The organism is Streptomyces sp. JK94 (assembly GCF_053613315.1).
On sequence record NZ_JBSICH010000014.1, the window covers coordinates 220,105 to 237,392 of the forward strand.

Sequence of the window (17,288 nt, forward strand, 5' to 3'; positions counted from 1 at the left end):
CCCGGACGATCACAGGCGGGGCTCCTCGAACTACTACCGGAGCACCGCCGCGATGGCCGCGGGGCGCGATTTCGGGCCGGTCGCCGCCGCTGGGACGGGACCGCCTGACCGGTGACCCGCCGTCCTGAGGACGGCCAGGTGGGAGTTCGAAGCCTCCACTTGTGGGCCGGACCCGCTGCCGTGGGCGTGCGTGTCCGACCGGTCGTTACACAAGGTTAGCAGCTCGGCAGGGGAAGGGCTAACCGAGACCGGGTGGGGCCGGGTCCCCCGCTGCGCCTATCGTGTGCGGCATGAGTGAGACCCCTCCTGAGACGCCCGACTTCGACGCCATGACCCGCGACATCGCCGAGGTCCCCGCGGTCGAGGTGATCGTGACGGTCGCCGTCAACCTGATGAGCGCCGCCGCCGTGAAACTGGGGCTGACCGAGGAGGGCGACGCGCACAAGGACCTGGACGAGGCCCGGAAGCTGGTGCACGCGCTGGCCGGTCTGCTGGACGCCACGGCGACCGAGATCAGCTCGTTCCACGCGGCCCCGCTGCGCGACGGGCTGAAGTCGCTCCAGCTCGCCTTCCGCGAGGCCTCGCTCGTCGTCGACGAGCCGGGCCAGGGTCCGGGCGAGAAGTACACCGGCCCGGTCTACGGCTGAGCTACCCCCGCACGTACAAGGGCTCGCCCGGCGGCGTCGCCCCGGCCGGCAGCAGTGCCAGGTCGAGGCCGCGCACCAGGCGGGCCCTCAGTGTCTCGTCGGCGGCCAGGCGCTCGGCGACGGCCCGGGCGGCCACGGCCGGGTCGGCCCCGGGGTCCAGGAGCAGCGCCAGCGTGCCGTCGGCCGGTCCCGGCCCGAGGTGGGCCCGCAGCACGGCGGGCTCGGCGGCCATGGCGGCGCGTACCGCCTCGGCGACGGCCGGGTCGGCCAGCGGATCGGTGGTCGTACGCCCCTCGGCCAGCGCCAGCAGCACCGCGCCGGTCACCTCGAACGGCACCGGTCCGGCCAGGTCCAGGACCACCGTGTCCGCCTTCTCGTGCGCGGCGGCCCGCAGCGCCTGGTGCACGGGTACGGCGACGGGCCGGGCGGCGGGGTCCCAGCGGGCGAGCGACTCGGTGGACGTGAACGCGGGCAGGGCGGTGCGGTCGCCGGCCTTCAGCGTCGGTACGGCCATGTCGCTGGTCTTCTCGCGGCGCAGCCCGTCCGCGTCCTCCTCGACCTCGCCGAGCACGGCCACGACGGGCACCAGCAGCCGGGCGCCCTTGAGGGCCTCCAGCACGGGTGCCAGGGCGGTGCGGTCCTCGGCCCAGGCGGCGAGCGCCGCGCTCAGCCGGGGGTCGGCGGAGCCGTCGTCGTCGGAGAACGCGGAGTCGGGGATGTTCTTGTTCGCCACGGTCCCCGACCCTATCCGGGCACGGACGGCGGTTCTCACCCGCCTCTCAGGGATCTCTCACCGGCGTTTGACGTCCGTCCCACGGGGCGCACAGGCACCGCCCGGAGCATCGCGGGCATGCATTCCTCCAGAACCCGGCGGGCCCGCCGGGCCGGGCGGCGTCGCGCACCCGTGTACGCCGCTCTGGTCGCGTTCGTCGTCGTGGGCGGTACGGCAGCCGGGGCGGTGTACCGGCAGGGGCACGCGCATCCCGGCGCGGGCGGCGCCGTATCGTCGTCGGCTCCGGCGTCCGGGGGCGGGGAGGCAGCGATGGAGACGGTGGAGCCGGTCGTGGACCGTGACGCGCTGCTGGCCGGGGCCATGGCGTCGGTGACCGTACCGGACGGCGCCGAGGTGTCGGTGGCGGTGCTCGACCCGGGCTCCGGCGAGGGCGCCGGGTACGGCACGGGTGTCTTCGACACGGCGAGCATCGTCAAGGTGGACATCCTGGCGGCGCTGCTGCTCCAGGCGCAGGACGCGGGGCGCTCGCTGACCACCGCCGAGGAGGCGTACGCCGGCGCGATGATCGAGAACAGCGACAACGACTCGGCGTCGGCCCTGTGGCGGACGATCGGGGCGGCGGAGGGGCTGGACGCGGCGAACGAGCGTTTCGGGCTCACCCGCACCGCGGGCGGCGAGGGCGCTCTGTGGGGGCTGACCCAGACCACGGCCGCCGATCAGGTCGCGTTGCTGCGGCAGCTGTTCGTGGCGGACGGCTCGGAACTGGACGCGTCGTCCCGGGAGTACGCGCAGGGGCTCATGGGGCGGATCGCCGACGGGCAGCGGTGGGGTGTGTCGGCGGCGGCCGACGGCGCCGGCGGGTGGGCGCTGAAGAACGGCTGGCTGCGGCGCAGTACCACCGGGCTGTGGGTGGTCAACAGCATCGGCCGGGTCACCTCGGGCGGGGACGACCGGCTGGTGGCGGTGGTGACGCGGGGCAGCGCGACGCAGGCGGAGGGGATCGCGCTGACCGAGGCGGCGGCGCGGGCGGCGGTGTCCGTGTTCACCGGGGAGGACGGTGCCGTTCCCGCTCAGAAGTCCTCGTAGCGTGTGCGGCGGCCCCGCCACAGGACGACGGCCGCGACGATCAGGACGCCGCCCGCGCCGCCCGCCAGGGGTGCGGCCCAGGCCGAGGCGCCGTCGCCGGAACCGGCGGTGTCCGGGCCGGGGCCGAAGTACTTCTCGCCGTACGCCGCCGGCTTCAGTCCCTCCGGCTCCAGCCGTCCGGCCGCCTCGATGGCGGCGGCGGGGTCGACGAACCCGTAGCCGCGGGAGTCGTCGCGGCCCTCGGCGGGGGCGTTGCGGGCGGTGTCCTCCAGGAGGCCCTTGATCTGGGCCGGGGTGAGGTCCGGGTGGGCCGACTTGACCAGGGCGGCGGCTCCGGAGACGAACGCGGAGGCGGCGCTGGTGCCCCAGCCCTCGTAGTAGCGGTGGTCGGGGTCGGCGATGATCACGTCGACGCCGGGTGCGCTGACCGTGGCGTACCAGCGACGGGTGGAGAAGGAGGCGCGGGTGCCGTAGCGGTCGACGGCGGTCGCGGCGATCACGCCCGGGTAGGCGGCCGGGTAGGAGATGTGGTCGCCCTTCTCGCCTCCGTTGCCGGCCGAGGCGACGACGACCACGCCCTGCTTCAGGGCGTACTGGATGGCCTCGTCCTCGGCGGGCTCGGGGTGGGCGGAGGCGGAATCGTCGCCCAGGGAGAGGTTGATGATGTCGGCACCGTGGTCGGCGGCCCAGCGGATGCCCTCGGCGAGGGCGTTGCCGCGGGTCTTGCGGGCCTTGGCGCGGGAGGGGTCGCCGTCCTCCAGGATCACGCGCAGGGGCAGGATCCTCGTCTCCGGGGCGACGCCCATGACGCCCTCGGCGTTGCCGGGCCCGTGGCCGTGACCGGCGATGATCCCGGCCATCGCGGTGCCGTGCCGGGCCCAGGCGCGGTCGCCCTCGCGCGCGCCGAAGCCGACCAGGTCCTTGCCGGCGAGGACGTTGTCCACCAGGTCGGGGTGGTCGGCCTCGACGCCGGTGTCCAGGACGGCGACGGTGACGCCCGCGCCCTTGGTGGTGCGCCACGCCTGCTGGGTGTGCAGGGCGTCCAGGGCCCACTGCTGGGCGCGGATGCCGTCGGCGTGCGCGGCGGGCGCCGGGACGAGGACGAGGGCGGCGGCGAGGAGGAGGCTCAGGGCCCCCGTCCTGCGGATCCCGGCGCTGGTCACCGCGGGGGCGGCGGGGTTCACGGCGGTGCGGGCTCTCTTCACGACGGACGCTCCGTGGCCGGGCCGACGTTCTTGCGCAGGGCGCGTTCGACGCGGTCGGCGAGGCCCTGCGCCTCGTGGCCGAGACCGGCCTGGGCGGGGGCCGAGGTGGCGCCGGACTCCATGGCCTCCTCGGCGGGCTCCGGCTCGTCGACGGCACGGCCGTCGGCCCAGCCGGAGACGGCGTAGACGACGACGGGGCCGTCGGTGAGGACGGACACCGTCCAGGAGGCCCGCTGGGGTGCGCCGAAGCCGGCGGCGACGGTGTCCTTCGCGGCGTACGGCAGCGGCACGAGGTCCCCTCGGCGGCCGAGGTCCTCCTTCTCGAACCGGTCCGCCAGCGAGGTCATGGCGGCGGCGTCGGCCTTGGTGAAGAGCAGGCCGACGGTGGTGACGTGGCTCCGGGTGGCGTCCGTGTAGGTGGCGCGCAGCAGACGCCGGCAGCCGACGGGGTCGAGGGCCTTGGCCAGCAGCGGGTCGAAGGCGCCCGCGCAGTCGCTGTCCGGCGCGACGGCGATCCGCGTCCAGGTCCGGTCGGCTCCGCCCGGTCCGGCGCCCTGCCCCTGCACGGTGGGCGGGAACAGCTGGTCGACCGGCGTGCTGTGCCACAGGTCTCCGGCCTCGGTGAACGCGCTGCGCGCGCCGCCGTCACCGGAGTCCCCGGCGAGCCAGCTGCCGGTGCCGGCACCGGTGACCAGCCCCAGCCCCAGCACGAGGCAGACGACGGCGGCCACGGCCCGGGCCCGCCCGCGCCCGCCGAGCGGTCGCGGCCGGGCGTGCTCGTCGTAGCCCTCGGGGTCCCCGAACGAGACCCGCGGGCGACCGCCACCGGTCGTCATCGGGGCGCTCCAGGACAGTGCGGGGTCGGGGGCAGCAGCGCGGTCCGCCGGGCGGGAGGCGGGGCGCGGTGGTGACGCGGGGTCGGCGTCCGGTTCCGCCGGGATCGGGCGCAGGCGCCGGGTCGTCTCCGGCGGGGTCCGCGGGGGAGCGACGGGGCGGTGGGGCGGCGCCTGCGGGGGCGTGACCGGGTGGTGGGGCGGCGCCTGCGGGGCGGTGCGGCCGCCTGGGGGCTGCCCTTCCCGGGGCGCGGTGGGACCAAGGGGTGGGGACGGCGACGCGTTGCCGCCGCGCGGGGGCCCCGCCGGGGCGCCGGGGACGCCGGGCACGGGCGCGTCGGTACGACGGGGCGAAGGCGGAACCGGGCGGTGGACGTGCCGCGCGCCGCTCCCTTCCGGAGTCCCGCGGCCGACGGACGGCGGGGTGTCGGGGAAGCGGGCGGAGGCGCGGGGCGGCGGGGGTGCGGGCTCGTCGGCCCGGGAGCCGGCGAGACGGAAGCGCGGGGGGCGGGGCCGGGCACCCGGGTCCGGGGCGTGGGGACCGCCGTCCCGACGCGGTGCGGACGATCCGACGGCGCGGCCGTCGGCGCCCGGGGCGGCGGACGCGTCCGCCGGGGCCGGCTGCCTCGCCGTACGCGGCCCGTGGGTGCCGTCGCCGCCGGGGGCCGGGGACGCGTCGGAGCCCCCGGGGGAGTCGGAGCGCCGGGCGTGCGGGGCGCGTGCCTCCGTGTGCCGTGGGGTGGTGGGGGGCACCGCGTCCGGGGGGCGCCGGTCCGTTCCGCCCGCTGCACCGCCGCGCGCCACCGGCGCCTGTGCCGGGCGCGGCGGCGTGCCGGGGCGCGGGCGGGCTGCCGGGTACGGCGGGGTGCCGGGTCGCGGTGGGACGTCCGGGCGGGGCGCAGGGCCGGGAGGGTGCGAGGGACCGGGAGCCGGTGGGACGTCCGGCCGCGGCACAGTACCGGGACGCGGCGCAGTACCGGAACAGGGCGCAGTACCGGGACGCGGCGGAACGTCCGGGCGGAGCGGGGCGCCGGGAGAGTGCGGGGCGTCCGGACGCGGCGGGGCGCCGGGAGGACGCGAGGAACCGGGAGCCGGCGGTACGTCCGGCCGCGGCGCAGCACCGGGACGCGGCGCAGCACCGGAACGCGGCGGAACGTCCGGGCCGGGCGGGGCACCGGGGTCGCGCGAGGTACCGGCACGCGGTGGGGTCTCGGGGCGCGGCGGGGTCCCGGGGCGTGAGGAGAGGGAGGCGCGGCGCGCTTCCGTGCTCATGCACCCCCCGTTTCCTCGGGCCCGGCCGCTTCTCCGACGCGGGCCGGTGATGTGGTCCCCTGCCCCGGCCCGGCTCGGAGCGATCCGTCCCGGGCACGCATACCCGCTCGGGAGGACCGCCATCCCGGGCGCGGGCCGCGCGGGCCCTGCGACTCGGGGGCCGTGCCGCCGTGCGTGCGCGTCACTCTACGGCGTGGCACCGCCCGGCGGGGAACCAGTGCGCGCGCACGCGGCATTGGCCCGGAACGTCCCCCTACCCTGCGGTAATCCCGTCTGGCAGGCTGCCTCCATGACTGCGCGCGCCGGTGACCGGGCCCGTTACGACCGGGCCGCCGCCCATCTGGACGCCCCCGTGGCGATCGTCGACCTGGAGGCCTTCGACGCGAACGCGGACGACCTGGTCCGCCGGGCCGGCGGGAAGCCGATCCGGGTCGCCAGCAAGTCCGTACGCTGCCGGGCCCTGCTCGAACGGGTCCTGGCGTCGGACGGTTTCGCGGGCGTCATGTCGTTCACGCTGGCCGAGTCCCTGTGGCTGGCGCGGTCCGGTTTCGAGGACGTGCTGCTCGCCTATCCGTCGGCGGACCGCGCCCGCTACGCCGAGCTGACCGCCGATCCCAAGCTCGCCGCCGCCGTCACCGTGATGGTCGACGACCCGGCGCAGCTGGACCTCATCGACGCGGCGCGCGACGGCGGCCGGGAGGCCGTCCGGGTCTGCCTGGAGCTGGACACCTCGTTGTGGCTGCTCGGCGGACGGGTGCGGGTGGGCGCGAGGCGCTCCCCGCTGCACTCCCCCGCCCAGGTCGCCGACCTGGCCCGTGCGGTGGCCCGTCGGCCGGGGTTCGAGGTCGTCGGCATCATGGCGTACGAGGGCCATGTCGCCGGGGTCGGGGACGCGGTGGCGGGACGGCCGCTGCGGTCCCGGGCGGTGCGGCTGATGCAGGCCGCCGCCCGCCGGGAACTCGCCGAACGGCGGGCCGCGGTGGTGCGGGCGGTACGGGCCGTGGTGCCCGGCCTGGAGTTCGTCAACGGCGGCGGCACGGGCAGCGTGCAGCACACCGCCGCGGAGGAGGCGGTCACGGAGATCGCCGCCGGCTCCGGACTGTACGTGCCGCGGCTGTTCGACAACTACACGTCGTTCCGGGGCCGCCCGGCGGCGCTGTTCGCCCAGCCCGTCGTCCGGCGTCCGGGAGTGGGGGTGGTGACCGTGCTCGGCGGCGGCTACCCGGCCTCCGGCGCGGCCGGCGCCGACCGGCTGCCGGAGCCGTACCTCCCCGAAGGGCTGCGCTACGACCCGCAGGAGGGCGCCGGCGAGGTGCAGACGCCGCTGCTCGGCCCGCCCGCCGACGACCTGCTCATCGGCGACAAGGTGTGGTTCCGGCACGCCAAGGCCGGTGAGCTGTGCGAGCGGTTCGACGCGCTGCACCTGGTGGAGGGGGACGCGGTGACGGCGACGGTGCCGACGTACCGGGGCGAGGGGCAGACCCACCTGTAGGCCGGCCCGGTCAGCCCGTCGGACCGATGCCGCTGCCCACGCCGCCGCCCGTGTCCGCGTCGCCGACGGGCCGGATGCCCTTGGTGATCCGCTCCATGTCGGCCAGGGGCGGCCCGTCCTCGCCGGCGTCGAAGACGTAGCGGACGAGGATCGGGGACTCGGTGCCGACGGTGGAGGGGAACACCAGCGACTGCACGTAGCCGCCGGGCCCCTCGGCCGTCCTCACCCGCCAGCGCACGTGGTACCCGGCGCGGCCGGCGACGGCGACCGGTCCGGCTGCCACCTCCTCGTGGGACTCGATGCCGCCGAAGGGCTCGTTGCCGATCAGGTCGCGGTCGTAGGCGTCGTCGGCCGCGTCCTCGATGCCCTGCTCGGCGAGGGCCTTCGGGGAGGACTCGGCGTTCGCCGTGACGGTGCGGGAGACGACGAGGCCGTGCCGGCACACGCCGCCGTCGGCGGGGCAGTCGTAGGTGCCGTCCGTGGTCATCACGACGTCGTCCTCGGCGACGCGCTGCGGCCGGACCCAGCCGTCCGGCAGGGGGAAGGTGATGCCGTTGAGCTGGTCCTCGACCAGCGTCGGGGCGTCGGAGGAGGGCGGCGGAGAGGCCGGCGTCGCGCTGCCCGGCGACGGGCCGGTGGGGGCCGCGGTGGCCGGCGGGGTGCGCGCCTGCGGATCGCCGCCGTCCTCGGTGAGGACGAACACGCCGGCGACGATCGCCGCGACCAGCACGGCGGCGGTGACGGCGACGGCCTTCGCGCGCCCGGTGCCGCCGGCGGGCCGCCGCCCCGGGTGGTCGCCGGTGCACAGCGGCACGGTCGGCGCCGGGCCGGGCCGCACCGGGTGCGGCGGCACCGGCGCCGGGTGCGCCCCGTGGCCGGTCGGCCCGGGTGTCCGCCGGTGCTCCGTCCAGGCCGCTCCGTCCCACCAGCGTTCCTGGTGGGGGGCCGACGGGTCGGGGTACCAGCCGGGCGGCGGTGTCATGCTCATCCCGGCACTGTAGGGCGCCGTTCGCGGCCGTCTACAGCGGTGTGACGTACGCCCCGGAGATTCCGCCGTCCACGAGGAAGTCGGTGGCGTTCACGAAGGAGGAGTCGTCGCTGGCCAGGAAGGCGACGGCGGCGGCGATCTCCTCGGCCTCGGCGAAGCGGCCGACCGGGATGTGGACGAGGCGGCGCGCGGCCCGCTCCGGGTCCTTGGCGAACAGCTCCCGCAGGAGCGGGGTGTTCACCGGGCCGGGGCAGAGGGCGTTGACGCGGATGCCCTCCCGCGCGAACTGCACGCCCAGCTCCCGGGACATGGCGAGGACGCCGCCCTTGGACGCGGTGTACGAGATCTGGCTGGTGGCGGCGCCCATCCGCGCCACGAACGACGCGGTGTTGATGATGGACCCCCTGCCCTGGCGCCGCATGTACGGGAGGGCGGCCTTGCAGCACAGGTAGACGGAGGTCAGGTTGACCTCCTGGACGCGCCTCCACGCCTCCAGGCCGGTCTCCAGGATGGAGTCGTCGTCCGGCGGCGAGATACCGGCGTTGTTGAACGCGACGTCGACACTGCCACAGGTGTCGTACGCGGTCCGGAACAGCGTCTCGACCTGCGCGGGATCGGTGACGTCGGCCTTGACGAAGGTGCCGCCGGTCTCCCCGGCCGCCGCCCTGCCCCGGGCCTCGTCCACATCGCCGCAGACGACGTGCGCGCCCTCGGAGGCGAGCCGGCGGGCGGCGGCGAGGCCGATGCCGCTGCCCGCTCCGGTGACGACGGCGGTACGGCCGACGAGCCTGCGGCAGACGATGTCTTCGCTCACTGGGCGGGGTCCTCCGTGCTCGACGGGACGTTGGCGATGAAGACGTTCTTGGTCTCGGTGAAGGCGGTCAGCGCGTCCGGGCCGAGTTCGCGGCCGAGGCCGGACTGCTTGAACCCGCCGAACGGCGTCCAGTAGCGGACGCTGGAGTGGGAGTTGACGGACAGGTTCCCGGCCCGCACCGCCTGGGAGACGCGCAGGGCGCGGCCGACGTCCCGGGTCCAGACCGAACCGGACAGTCCGTAGTCGGTGGCGTTGGCCAGGCGGATCGCGTCGGCCTCGTCCTCGAAGGGCAGGACGACGGCGACGGGCCCGAAGACCTCCTCGACGGCCACGCGCGCGTGCGGGTCGACGCCGGTGAGGACGGTGGGCGGGAACCAGAAGCCGGGGCCGCCCCCGGGGGCCTTGCCGCGGATGCCGTCGGCGTCCTCGGGGACGTAGGACCGGACGCGGTCCAGCTGGGCCCGGGAGATCAGCGGGCCCATGTCGGTGCGCTCGTCGGCCGGGTCGCCGACGCGGACGGACTCGATCGCGGGGGCGAGGAGGCCGAGGAAGCGGTCGTACACCGTGCGCTGGACGAGGACGCGGGTGCGGGCGCAGCAGTCCTGGCCGCAGTTGTCGAGGAAGGACATGGGCGTGGCCGCCGCGGCCGCCTCGATGTCGGCGTCGGCGAAGACGATGTTGGGGCTCTTGCCGCCGAGTTCGAGGGTGACGGGTTTGAGGAGGGCGGCGCCCTTGGCCGCCACCTGCCGGCCCACGGCCGTGGATCCGGTGAAGACGATCTTGGCGACGCCCGGGTGGGCGACGAGCGCGTCACCGGTGACGGCCCCGTGTCCGGGCAGCACCTGGAAGAGGCCGTCGGGGAGTCCGGCCACGAGGCCCAGTTCGGCCAGGCGCAGTGCGGTCAGCGGGGTGGTCTCGGCGGGCTTGAGCAGGACCGCGTTGCCCGCCGCGAGCGCCGGCGCGGTGCCCCAGGCCGCGATCGGCATCGGGAAGTTCCAGGGTGCGACGACGCCGACGACGCCGAGCGGTTCCAGGAGCGTCACGTCCAGCCCGCCGGCGACCGGGATCTGCCGTCCGGTGAGCCGCTCCACTCCCCCGGCGGCGTAGTCGAGCAGGTCCCGGACGTTGCCGGCCTCCCAGCGCGCGTTGCCGAGGGTGTGCCCGGCCTCGCGGACCTCCAGCCGGGCCAGCTCCTCCAGGTGTCCGTCGACGGTGGCGGCGAACCGCCGCAGGAGCCGCGCGCGGTCGCCGGGGGCGAGGGCGGCCCAGGTGGCCTGCGCCCGCGCGGCCCGTACGACGGCGGCGTCCACATCGGCCGCGGAGGCGGCGGGGACGGTGGCGAGGACCTCTTCGGTGGCGGGGTTGAGCACCCGCAGCTCGTCGGTCAACGGGGACCTCACATGCGTTCGAAGGAGCGGCGCAGCTCCCAGTCCGTGACGGCGGCGTCGTGGGCGTCCAGTTCGACGCGTGCCATGTTGCGGTAGTGGGCGACGACCTCGTCCCCGAAGGCGGCCTCGGCGAGGGCGCTCCTCCCCCAGAGTGCGGCGGCCTCGCGCAGGGTGGTCGGGACGTGCGCGAACCCGGCGGTGTAGGCGTTGCCCGGGCACGGCTCGGGCAGTTCCAGCCGCTGCTCGATCCCGTGCAGCCCGGCCGCCACCATGCCCGCCACCGCGAGGTACGGGTTCACGTCGCCGCCGGGCAGCCGGTTCTCGAACCGCAGGGAGCTGCCGTGGCCGACGACCCGCAGGGCGCAGGTGCGGTTGTCGTGCCCCCAGGCGACGGCGGTCGGGGCGAAGGACCCGGGCTGGAACCGCTTGTAGGAGTTGATGTGGGGGGCGTACAGGAGCGAGAACTCGCGCAGCGCCGCGAGCTGTCCGGCGAGGAAGTGCCGCATGACCTCGGACATGCCGCCCTCCCGGTCACCCGGCATGACGCTGGTGCCGTCCGCGTCGGTGAGGGAGAGGTGGATGTGGCAGGAGTTGCCCTCGCGCTCGTTGTACTTGGCCATGAAGGTGAGGGACATGCCCTCCTGGGCGGCGATCTCCTTGGCGCCCGTCTTGTAGACGGCGTGCTGGTCGCAGGTGACCAGGGCCTCGTCGTAGCGGAAGACGATCTCGTGCTGGCCGGGGTTGCACTCGCCCTTGGCGGACTCGACGGTGAGGCCGGCGCCGGCCATCTCGTTGCGGATGCGGCGCAGCAGGGGCTCGATGCGGCCGGTGCCGAGGACCGAGTAGTCGATGTTGTACTGGTTGGCCGGGGTGAGGCCGCGGTAGTTCGCGTCCCAGGCCTGCTCGTAGGTGTCCCGGAAGACGATGAACTCCAGCTCCGTGCCGACCTGCGCGGTGAGGCCGTGCCCGGCGAGGCGCTCCAGCTGGCGGCGCAGTATCTGGCGGGGCGCGGCGGGCACCGGGGAGCCGTCCTGCCAGGCCAGGTCGGCGACGGCCATCGCCGTGCCCTCGTTCCACGGCAGCCGGCGCAGGGTGTTCGCGTCGGCGTGCAGGGCGAAGTCGCCGTAACCGCGGTCCCAGGAGGACATCGCGTAGCCGTCGACGGTGTTCATGTCGGCGTCGACGGCGAGGAGGTAGTTGCAGCCCTCGGTGCCGTGTTCCAGGACCTCGTCGAGGAAGAAGCGCGCGGCGAACCGCTTGCCCTGGAGGCGCCCCTGCATGTCGGGGAAGGCCAGGACGACGGTGTCGATCTCACCGCCCGCGACGAGGGCGTGCAGTTCCTCGACCCCGAGTGGGGCTGTGCGGTCTGGCACCGGGAGAGCCTCCTTGTGACCGGGAGCCATAAGGTATGACCGGGAACCATTGCTTGGGAAGGGGGCGCGGCCGCATGTCCGGGGAAGCCGGTTCGAGCGTGACGGACCGGCTGGCACCGGTGCTGCGGACGGTGCGGGCCGGCAACGGCTTCGAGGAGGCGCTGGAGCAGATCCTCCAGGTCGTGCGGCTGGGGCTGGTGGCCGCGGGCGAGCGGCTGCCGGCCGAGCGGGAGCTGGCGGAGCGGCTGGGGATCAGCCGGGTCACGCTGCGCGAGGTGCTGCGGGTGCTCCGGGACCAGGGGCTGGTGGAGGCCCGGCGCGGCCGGTACGGCGGAACGTTCGTGCTGCCGCGGGCGGACGCGGGCGGTGAGGACGAGCTGCGGCGCCGGGTCGCCGGGGTCGACCTCGAGGACGTCCTGCGCTTCCGCGAGGTGCTGGAGGCGGGGGCGGCCGGGCTGTGCGCGGCGCACGGGCTGACGCACGCCGGGGCGGCGCGGCTGCGCGCGGCGCTGGCCTGCACGCAGGACGCGCCGCCGGCCTCGTACCGGCGGCGGGACACGATGCTGCACCTCGCCCTCGCCGAGCTGTGCGGCTCACCGGCCCTGGCCGCGCAGTACGCCGCCGTCCGGGCCACGCTCAACGGCCTGCTGGACTGCATCCCGCTGCTGGTGCGCAACCTGGAGCACTCCCAGCGCCAGCACACCGCACTCGTGGCGGCGGTGCTCGACGGCGACGCGGGCGGGGCACACGAGATCGCGCGGGAGCACTGCGCGGGGACGGCGGCGCTGCTGCGCGGGTTCCTGTCGTGAACGTCGTCCGGGAGGGGCCTACCGCGCCGGTGACGCGGGGCAAGGGTATGAGGACAGTCCACTGGGTGGAGGCCGGATGGCGGACAGGCCACTGATCGGGGTCAGTACGTACCTGGAGACCGGGGCGCGCTGGGGTGTGTGGGAGCTGGAGGCGGCGCTGCTGCCGGCCGGGTATCCGCGGCTCGTGCAGCGGGCGGGCGGACTGGCCGTGATGCTCCCGCCGGACGCGCCGGAACACGCCGCCGCCACCGTCGCCCGCCTCGACGCACTGGTGATCGCGGGCGGCCCGGACGTGGAGCCGGCCCGCTACGGTGCCGAGCCGGACCCGCGCACCGGCCCGCCCGCCCGGGCCCGGGACACGTGGGAACTGGCGCTCGTCGAGGCGGCCCTGGCGGCCCGCGTCCCGCTGCTCGGCGTCTGCCGGGGCATGCAGCTGCTGAACGTCGCCCTGGGCGGCACCCTCGTCCAGCACATCGAGGGGCACGCCGAGGCGGTGGGCGTGTTCGGCGGCCACCCGGTCGCGCCGGTGCCGGGGACGCTGTACGCCGGTGTCGTCGGCGAGGAGGTGTTCGTGCCGACGTACCACCATCAGGCAGTGGACCGCCTCGGCTCGGGCCTCGTCCCGTCGGCCCACGCGGCCGACGGGACCGTGGAGGCCCTGGAACTGCCGTCCGCCCCGTCCTGGGTCCTGGGCGTGCAGTGGCATCCGGAGATGGGCGAGGACGTACGGGTGATGCGGGCCTTGGTGGAGGCGGCGCGGCCGGGCCGGGGACCGGCCCACGGACCGGGTCGCGGGTGAGGCGGCCCGGTACCGGCCCCGCTCCTCGCCGCCCCGCTCAGGCCCGCGTCAGCGACAGCAGATGACGGGCCGGACCGGTCGGGCGGTGGCCCGTGGGCCAGACCGCTCGCAGGTCGCGGGCCAGGGCGACGTCCGCCACGGGCACGCTCACCAGGCGCCGGGTCGCGAGTTCCTCGCCGACGGCGAGTTCGCTGAGGACGGAGGGGCCCGCTCCGCTCACCGCCGCCGCCTTCACGGCGGTGGTCGACGACAGCTCGATCAGGGGGCGGGCCAGGCCGCCCAGCGCCGCGTCCAGGACCTGCCGGGTGCCCGAGCCCTTCTCCCGCAGGATCAACGGGGTCGCCGCCAGTTCCGCCGCCTCCAGCGGGCGCCGGCGGCGGGCCCAGGGATGGCCCGGTGCCGTCACGACGATCAGGCGGTCGCGGGCGATGACGGCCGAGTCGAGGCCCGCCGGGACGCTCACCCCCTCCACGAAGCCCAGGTCGGCCTCGTCGGACAGCAGGCGCTCCGCCACCGCGGCGGAGTTCCCGGCGAGCAGGGACACCGCGGTGTCCGGCAGCTGGGTCCGCAGCGCGACCAGCCACCCCGGCAGCAGGTACTCGGCGATCGTCATGCTCGCCGCCACCCGCAGCCGCGAGTCCCGCCGGTCCCGCAGCGCCTGTGCTCCCGCGTCGAACGCCTCGGCGGCCTCCACGATCCGGCGTGCCCAGTCCGTGACCAGCGCACCGGCGTCGGTGAGCCGGGAGCCGCGCGGCGAACGGTCCACCAGGGCGACCCCCAGCTGACGCTCCATCGAGCGGATGCGGCTGCTGGCGGCCGGCTGGGTGACCCCCAGCTCGCGCGCCGCCCCGCCGAGGCTGCCCAGCCGCGCCACCGCCAGCAGCAGCTCCATGGCCCCGAGGTCCGGCACCCGGTGCGCCAGGGACCCCGCCACGTGCCGCTCCCGTGCGTCCTGCCCGCCCTCTGCACCGCCGGTACCGCGCGTCCTGCTGCTCATAACCTCAGCTTATGTCCTCATAGGGACGGGGTCCCTGGCCGGCGGCTTCGGCCGCCGGGAGCCTGGACGCATGGTCACCGCAGCCCAGCCCCTCCTGCCCGCCGTCGCCCCGGCCCGGCGTGTTCCCGCCGTCCGTCACCTCGGGCCCAACTGGTACGCCTGCGTCATGGGGACCGCCGTCGTCGGCACCGCGGGAGCCTCGCTCCCCCTGCACGTACCCGGGTGGCGCGCCGTCTGCACCTCGTTCTGGACGCTGTCCCTCGTCCTGCTGGGGGCCCTGCTGGTGGCCCGGTCCCTGCACTGGCTCCACCACCGCGACCAGGCCCGCGCCCATCTGCTCGACCCGGCCGCGGCCCCCTTCTACGGCTGTCTGTCGATGGCGTTCCTGTCCGTCGGCGGCGGTGCCGTCGTTGTGGGCCGGGACTGGATCGGCACCCCCGCGGCGGTCGCCCTGGACGCGGTGCTGTTCACCGTGGGTACGGCCGTCGGGCTCGCGGCCGCGGTCGCGGTGCCGTACCTGATGGCCGTACGCCACCGGATCGGGCCCGGGCAGGCCAGCCCGGTGTGGCTGCTGCCGCTCGTCGCGCCCATGGTCTCGGCGGCCGTCGGGCCGCTGCTGGTCGTGCACCTCCCGCCGGGACAGCCGCGTGAGACGCTGCTGCTGGCCTGCCTCGCGATGTTCGGGATGAGCCTGCTCGCGACGCTGGTGACGCTGCCGGTGATCTTCGGCCGGCTGCTCACCGGCGGCCCGCTGCCGCTCGCGCTGACCCCGACGCTGTTCCTGGTCCTGGGCCCGCTCGGCCAGTCGACGACCGCCGTGGGCGCCTTCGCGGAGGTGGCACCGGGGGTCGTGCCGGGCCCGTACGGCGAGGGATTCGCGGTCTTCGCGGTCCTGTACGGCGTGCCCGTGACGGGCTTCGCGCTGCTGTGGCTGTGCCTCGCCACCGCGCACGTCGTGCGGGCCCGGCGCGCGGGCATGGGCTTCGCGATGACGTGGTGGTCGTTCACCTTCCCGGTGGGCACCTGCGTCACCGGCTCGCAGGCGCTGGCCCGGCTCACGGGGCTGGCCGCCTACGACGCGCTCACCGTGGTCCTCTACGTGGCCCTCGTCGTCGCCTGGGCCGTCGCCGCGGTGCGCACCGCGCGGGGCGTGGTCAGCGGCGCGCTGCTCGCAGAGCCGCGTCCAGGACCCGGGGCGCCCGGACCAGCGACGGCCCGTACCACGTGAGGCACCGCCCGTCGACGAGGGCGCAGGGCAGGCCGGGGAAGGCCTCGGGGCCGTCGTCGGCGGTGAAGCGGTACGGCTCGTCCGGCAGGACCACGACGTCCGGGCGGGCCGCCCGCAGTTCCTCGACCGGGACCCTCGGGTAGCGCTCGGCGTGTCCGGCGTACAGGTGGTCGACACCGAGGCGGGCCAGGACGTCGCCCGCGAAGGTGTCGCGGCCCAGCACCATCCAGGGCCTGCGCCACACCGGTACGACGGCCGTGCGGCGCCGCCCCGCGGGCGGGGAGGGCGGGGCCGACCAGGCCGCCTCCGCCTCGTCCAGCCACCGGGGCCGGGACGGCGCGCCGCAGGCGGTCAGCACCCGGTCCAGTTCGGTGAAGGCCTGCGGCACCGTGCGCACCTCGGTCACCAGCACCTCGACGCCCGCCGCGCGCAGGACGTCCAGGTCGGGCGGCCGGTTCTCCTCCTCGTTGGCGATCACCAGGTCGGGTGCGAGGGAGAGGATCCGGTCGGTGTCCGGGTTCTTGGTGCCGCCGATCCGGACGACGTCCAGACCGGCCGGGTGGGTGCACCAGTCGGTGGCACCGGCCGGCGCACCCGGGAGTGTCACGGCCACCGCCTCGGTCAGCGACGGAACCAGGGAGACCACCCTCACCGGCGTCCCCTCACCGGCGGGGCCCTTCCCGGACCGCCTCGATGTGCTCGGCGACGGCGACCACGACCAGCCGGGTGTCGGGCACCGTGGCCCGCCACCGGTGCCGCACCCCACCGGTGAGGTACAGCGTGTCGCCCCGCCCCAGCCGGTAGGCGCGGCCCTCCGCCTCGATCTCGACGGCACCCTCGGTGACGAACATCAACTGGTCGTTGCGGTACTGCAGTTCGCGCCCGGCCTCGTGGTCGCCGGTGAACTCGCTGGCGTGCATCTGGTGGTGTCCGCGCACCAGGGAGCGCACCCTGGGGGCCGGCTCCGGGTCGGGGTCCTCGGCCCGCACCACGTCCACGCTGCACGCGGGGTCGGCGGCGGCGAGCAGCTCCACGGCGGTGGTGCGCAGCGCGTCGGCCACCTTCTCCAGGGACGTCCGGCTGGGCCGCGCCCGGTCGTTCTCGACCTGGCTCAGGAAGGGCACGGACAGGCCGCTGCGCTCGGACACGACGGCGAGGGTGAGCTCCAGAGCCCGGCGCCGGCGCCGTACGGCCGCGCCCACCCGGAGGTGCTGATCTTTGTGGTCGCCCATCGCTCCGGCTCCCTCCTTCACCCGTCGTCGTACCGCCGCGGTGCCCCGGACCGGGCGCCGTCCTCCTGTGGAGTTCTCTGCACCCTACGCATGTTCGGCAAACCGTTACATGCGGCCGTCACATCGGCGTCACGCTGTGGTGGCCGGGACCTCACAGTTCTCGCCACCACCGGGCGCGCCCGCCAGCGGTTCCGGACGCCCTACCGGTTCCAAGGCGCGGGCGGTCCCCCGTGTTCCCGTCGGCCACTCCCGTCCCGGTGAGCGGAGGCCAGGGGCAGGGGGTGGCGCTCCGTGGTTGGCCGAATCCCGCCGTGTCCCGGCCCGGCACGGACCGAGGGGTGGACCCGCCGCGCTCCGTCAGGAGGCGCTTGCGGGCCCACCCCTCGGGGTGG

Annotated in this window: 16 protein-coding genes; 6 read left to right on the forward strand and 10 right to left on the reverse strand. The window is 75.9% G+C overall.

The genetic code is table 11. From position 1 onward, the window contains the following. Positions 1-290: 290 nt before the first annotated feature. Complete coding sequence (locus ACVV2G_RS14200; protein WP_453843033.1) at positions 291-647, forward strand: DUF1844 domain-containing protein; 357 nt, start codon at positions 291-293, stop codon at positions 645-647. A gap of 1 nt (position 648) precedes the next feature. Here ACVV2G_RS14200 and ACVV2G_RS14205 read toward each other — a convergent pair whose 3' ends face one another. Then, positions 649-1,380: an SseB family protein gene (locus ACVV2G_RS14205; protein ID WP_453843034.1), complete on the reverse strand. Its 732-nt coding sequence runs from the start codon at positions 1,378-1,380 to the stop codon at positions 649-651. A gap of 117 nt (positions 1,381-1,497) precedes the next feature. Here ACVV2G_RS14205 and ACVV2G_RS14210 point away from each other — a divergent pair, with 117 nt between their 5' ends. Beyond that, positions 1,498-2,466, forward strand: a complete 969-nt coding sequence (locus ACVV2G_RS14210; RefSeq protein ID WP_453843035.1) for a serine hydrolase — start codon at positions 1,498-1,500, stop codon at positions 2,464-2,466. Here the strand turns inward: ACVV2G_RS14210 and mycP are convergent. Beyond that, positions 2,451-3,629 carry a type VII secretion-associated serine protease mycosin gene (gene mycP / locus ACVV2G_RS14215; RefSeq protein ID WP_453843095.1) on the reverse strand — a complete coding sequence of 393 codons (1,179 nt, stop codon included), beginning with the start codon at positions 3,627-3,629 and terminating at the stop codon, positions 2,451-2,453. The genes ACVV2G_RS14210 and mycP overlap by 16 nt on opposite strands. A gap of 38 nt (positions 3,630-3,667) precedes the next feature. Then, entirely contained in the window at positions 3,668-4,507 is an 840-nt protein-coding gene (locus ACVV2G_RS14220; RefSeq protein ID WP_453843036.1) for a hypothetical protein, read from the reverse strand. A 1,558-nt stretch (positions 4,508-6,065) separates the two neighbouring features. On the opposite strand from ACVV2G_RS14220, the gene ACVV2G_RS14225 reads away from it, so the two are divergent. Continuing rightward, positions 6,066-7,268: an amino acid deaminase/aldolase gene (locus ACVV2G_RS14225; protein WP_453843037.1), complete on the forward strand. Its 1,203-nt coding sequence runs from the start codon at positions 6,066-6,068 to the stop codon at positions 7,266-7,268. 10 nt (positions 7,269-7,278) lie between these two features. Here ACVV2G_RS14225 and ACVV2G_RS14230 read toward each other — a convergent pair whose 3' ends face one another. The 4 genes from ACVV2G_RS14230 to ACVV2G_RS14245 are packed head-to-tail and all read right to left on the reverse strand — an operon-like array spanning position 7,279 to position 11,831. Next, positions 7,279-8,250 (reverse strand): DUF2510 domain-containing protein, encoded by a 972-nt coding sequence (locus ACVV2G_RS14230; RefSeq protein WP_453843096.1) that lies wholly within the window; start codon positions 8,248-8,250, stop codon positions 7,279-7,281. A gap of 37 nt (positions 8,251-8,287) precedes the next feature. Continuing rightward, the gene (locus tag ACVV2G_RS14235; RefSeq protein WP_453843038.1) at positions 8,288-9,070 is read right to left on the reverse strand and encodes a 3-oxoacyl-ACP reductase; all 783 of its coding nucleotides are present in this window, start codon (positions 9,068-9,070) and stop codon (positions 8,288-8,290) included. After that, positions 9,067-10,458, reverse strand: coding sequence for an aldehyde dehydrogenase family protein (locus ACVV2G_RS14240; RefSeq protein ID WP_453843039.1), 1,392 nt, complete (start codon positions 10,456-10,458; stop codon positions 9,067-9,069). The genes ACVV2G_RS14235 and ACVV2G_RS14240 overlap by 4 nt, the downstream gene beginning before the upstream one ends. 8 nt (positions 10,459-10,466) lie before the next feature. Continuing rightward, on the reverse strand, positions 10,467-11,831 hold the full coding sequence (locus tag ACVV2G_RS14245) for a glutamine synthetase family protein (protein ID WP_453843040.1): 1,365 nt from the start codon (positions 11,829-11,831) through the stop codon (positions 10,467-10,469). A 74-nt stretch (positions 11,832-11,905) separates the two neighbouring features. Here ACVV2G_RS14245 and ACVV2G_RS14250 point away from each other — a divergent pair, with 74 nt between their 5' ends. Together ACVV2G_RS14250 and ACVV2G_RS14255 are read left to right on the forward strand one after the other, a co-directional pair. Then, positions 11,906-12,640, forward strand: a complete 735-nt coding sequence (locus tag ACVV2G_RS14250; RefSeq protein WP_453843041.1) for a FadR/GntR family transcriptional regulator — start codon at positions 11,906-11,908, stop codon at positions 12,638-12,640. A gap of 76 nt (positions 12,641-12,716) precedes the next feature. Beyond that, complete coding sequence (locus ACVV2G_RS14255; RefSeq protein WP_453843042.1) at positions 12,717-13,439, forward strand: gamma-glutamyl-gamma-aminobutyrate hydrolase family protein; 723 nt, start codon at positions 12,717-12,719, stop codon at positions 13,437-13,439. A 37-nt stretch (positions 13,440-13,476) separates the two neighbouring features. Here the strand turns inward: ACVV2G_RS14255 and ACVV2G_RS14260 are convergent, their stop codons facing one another. Further along, positions 13,477-14,436, reverse strand: coding sequence for a LysR family transcriptional regulator (locus ACVV2G_RS14260; RefSeq protein WP_453843043.1), 960 nt, complete (start codon positions 14,434-14,436; stop codon positions 13,477-13,479). Positions 14,437-14,506: 70 nt separating this feature from the next. Here ACVV2G_RS14260 and ACVV2G_RS14265 point away from each other — a divergent pair, with 70 nt between their 5' ends. Beyond that, positions 14,507-15,664, forward strand: a complete 1,158-nt coding sequence (locus tag ACVV2G_RS14265) for a TDT family transporter (protein ID WP_453843044.1) — start codon at positions 14,507-14,509, stop codon at positions 15,662-15,664. Here the strand turns inward: ACVV2G_RS14265 and ACVV2G_RS14270 are convergent. Further along, complete coding sequence (locus ACVV2G_RS14270; protein ID WP_453843046.1) at positions 15,591-16,316, reverse strand: helical backbone metal receptor; 726 nt, start codon at positions 16,314-16,316, stop codon at positions 15,591-15,593. The two genes, ACVV2G_RS14265 and ACVV2G_RS14270, sit on opposite strands and share 74 nt — an antisense overlap. Before the next feature lie 10 nt (positions 16,317-16,326). Continuing rightward, a complete protein-coding gene (locus ACVV2G_RS14275; RefSeq protein WP_453843048.1) occupies positions 16,327-16,896 on the reverse strand; it encodes a helix-turn-helix domain-containing protein in 570 nt (189 codons plus the stop codon). Positions 16,897-17,288 lie beyond the last annotated feature (392 nt).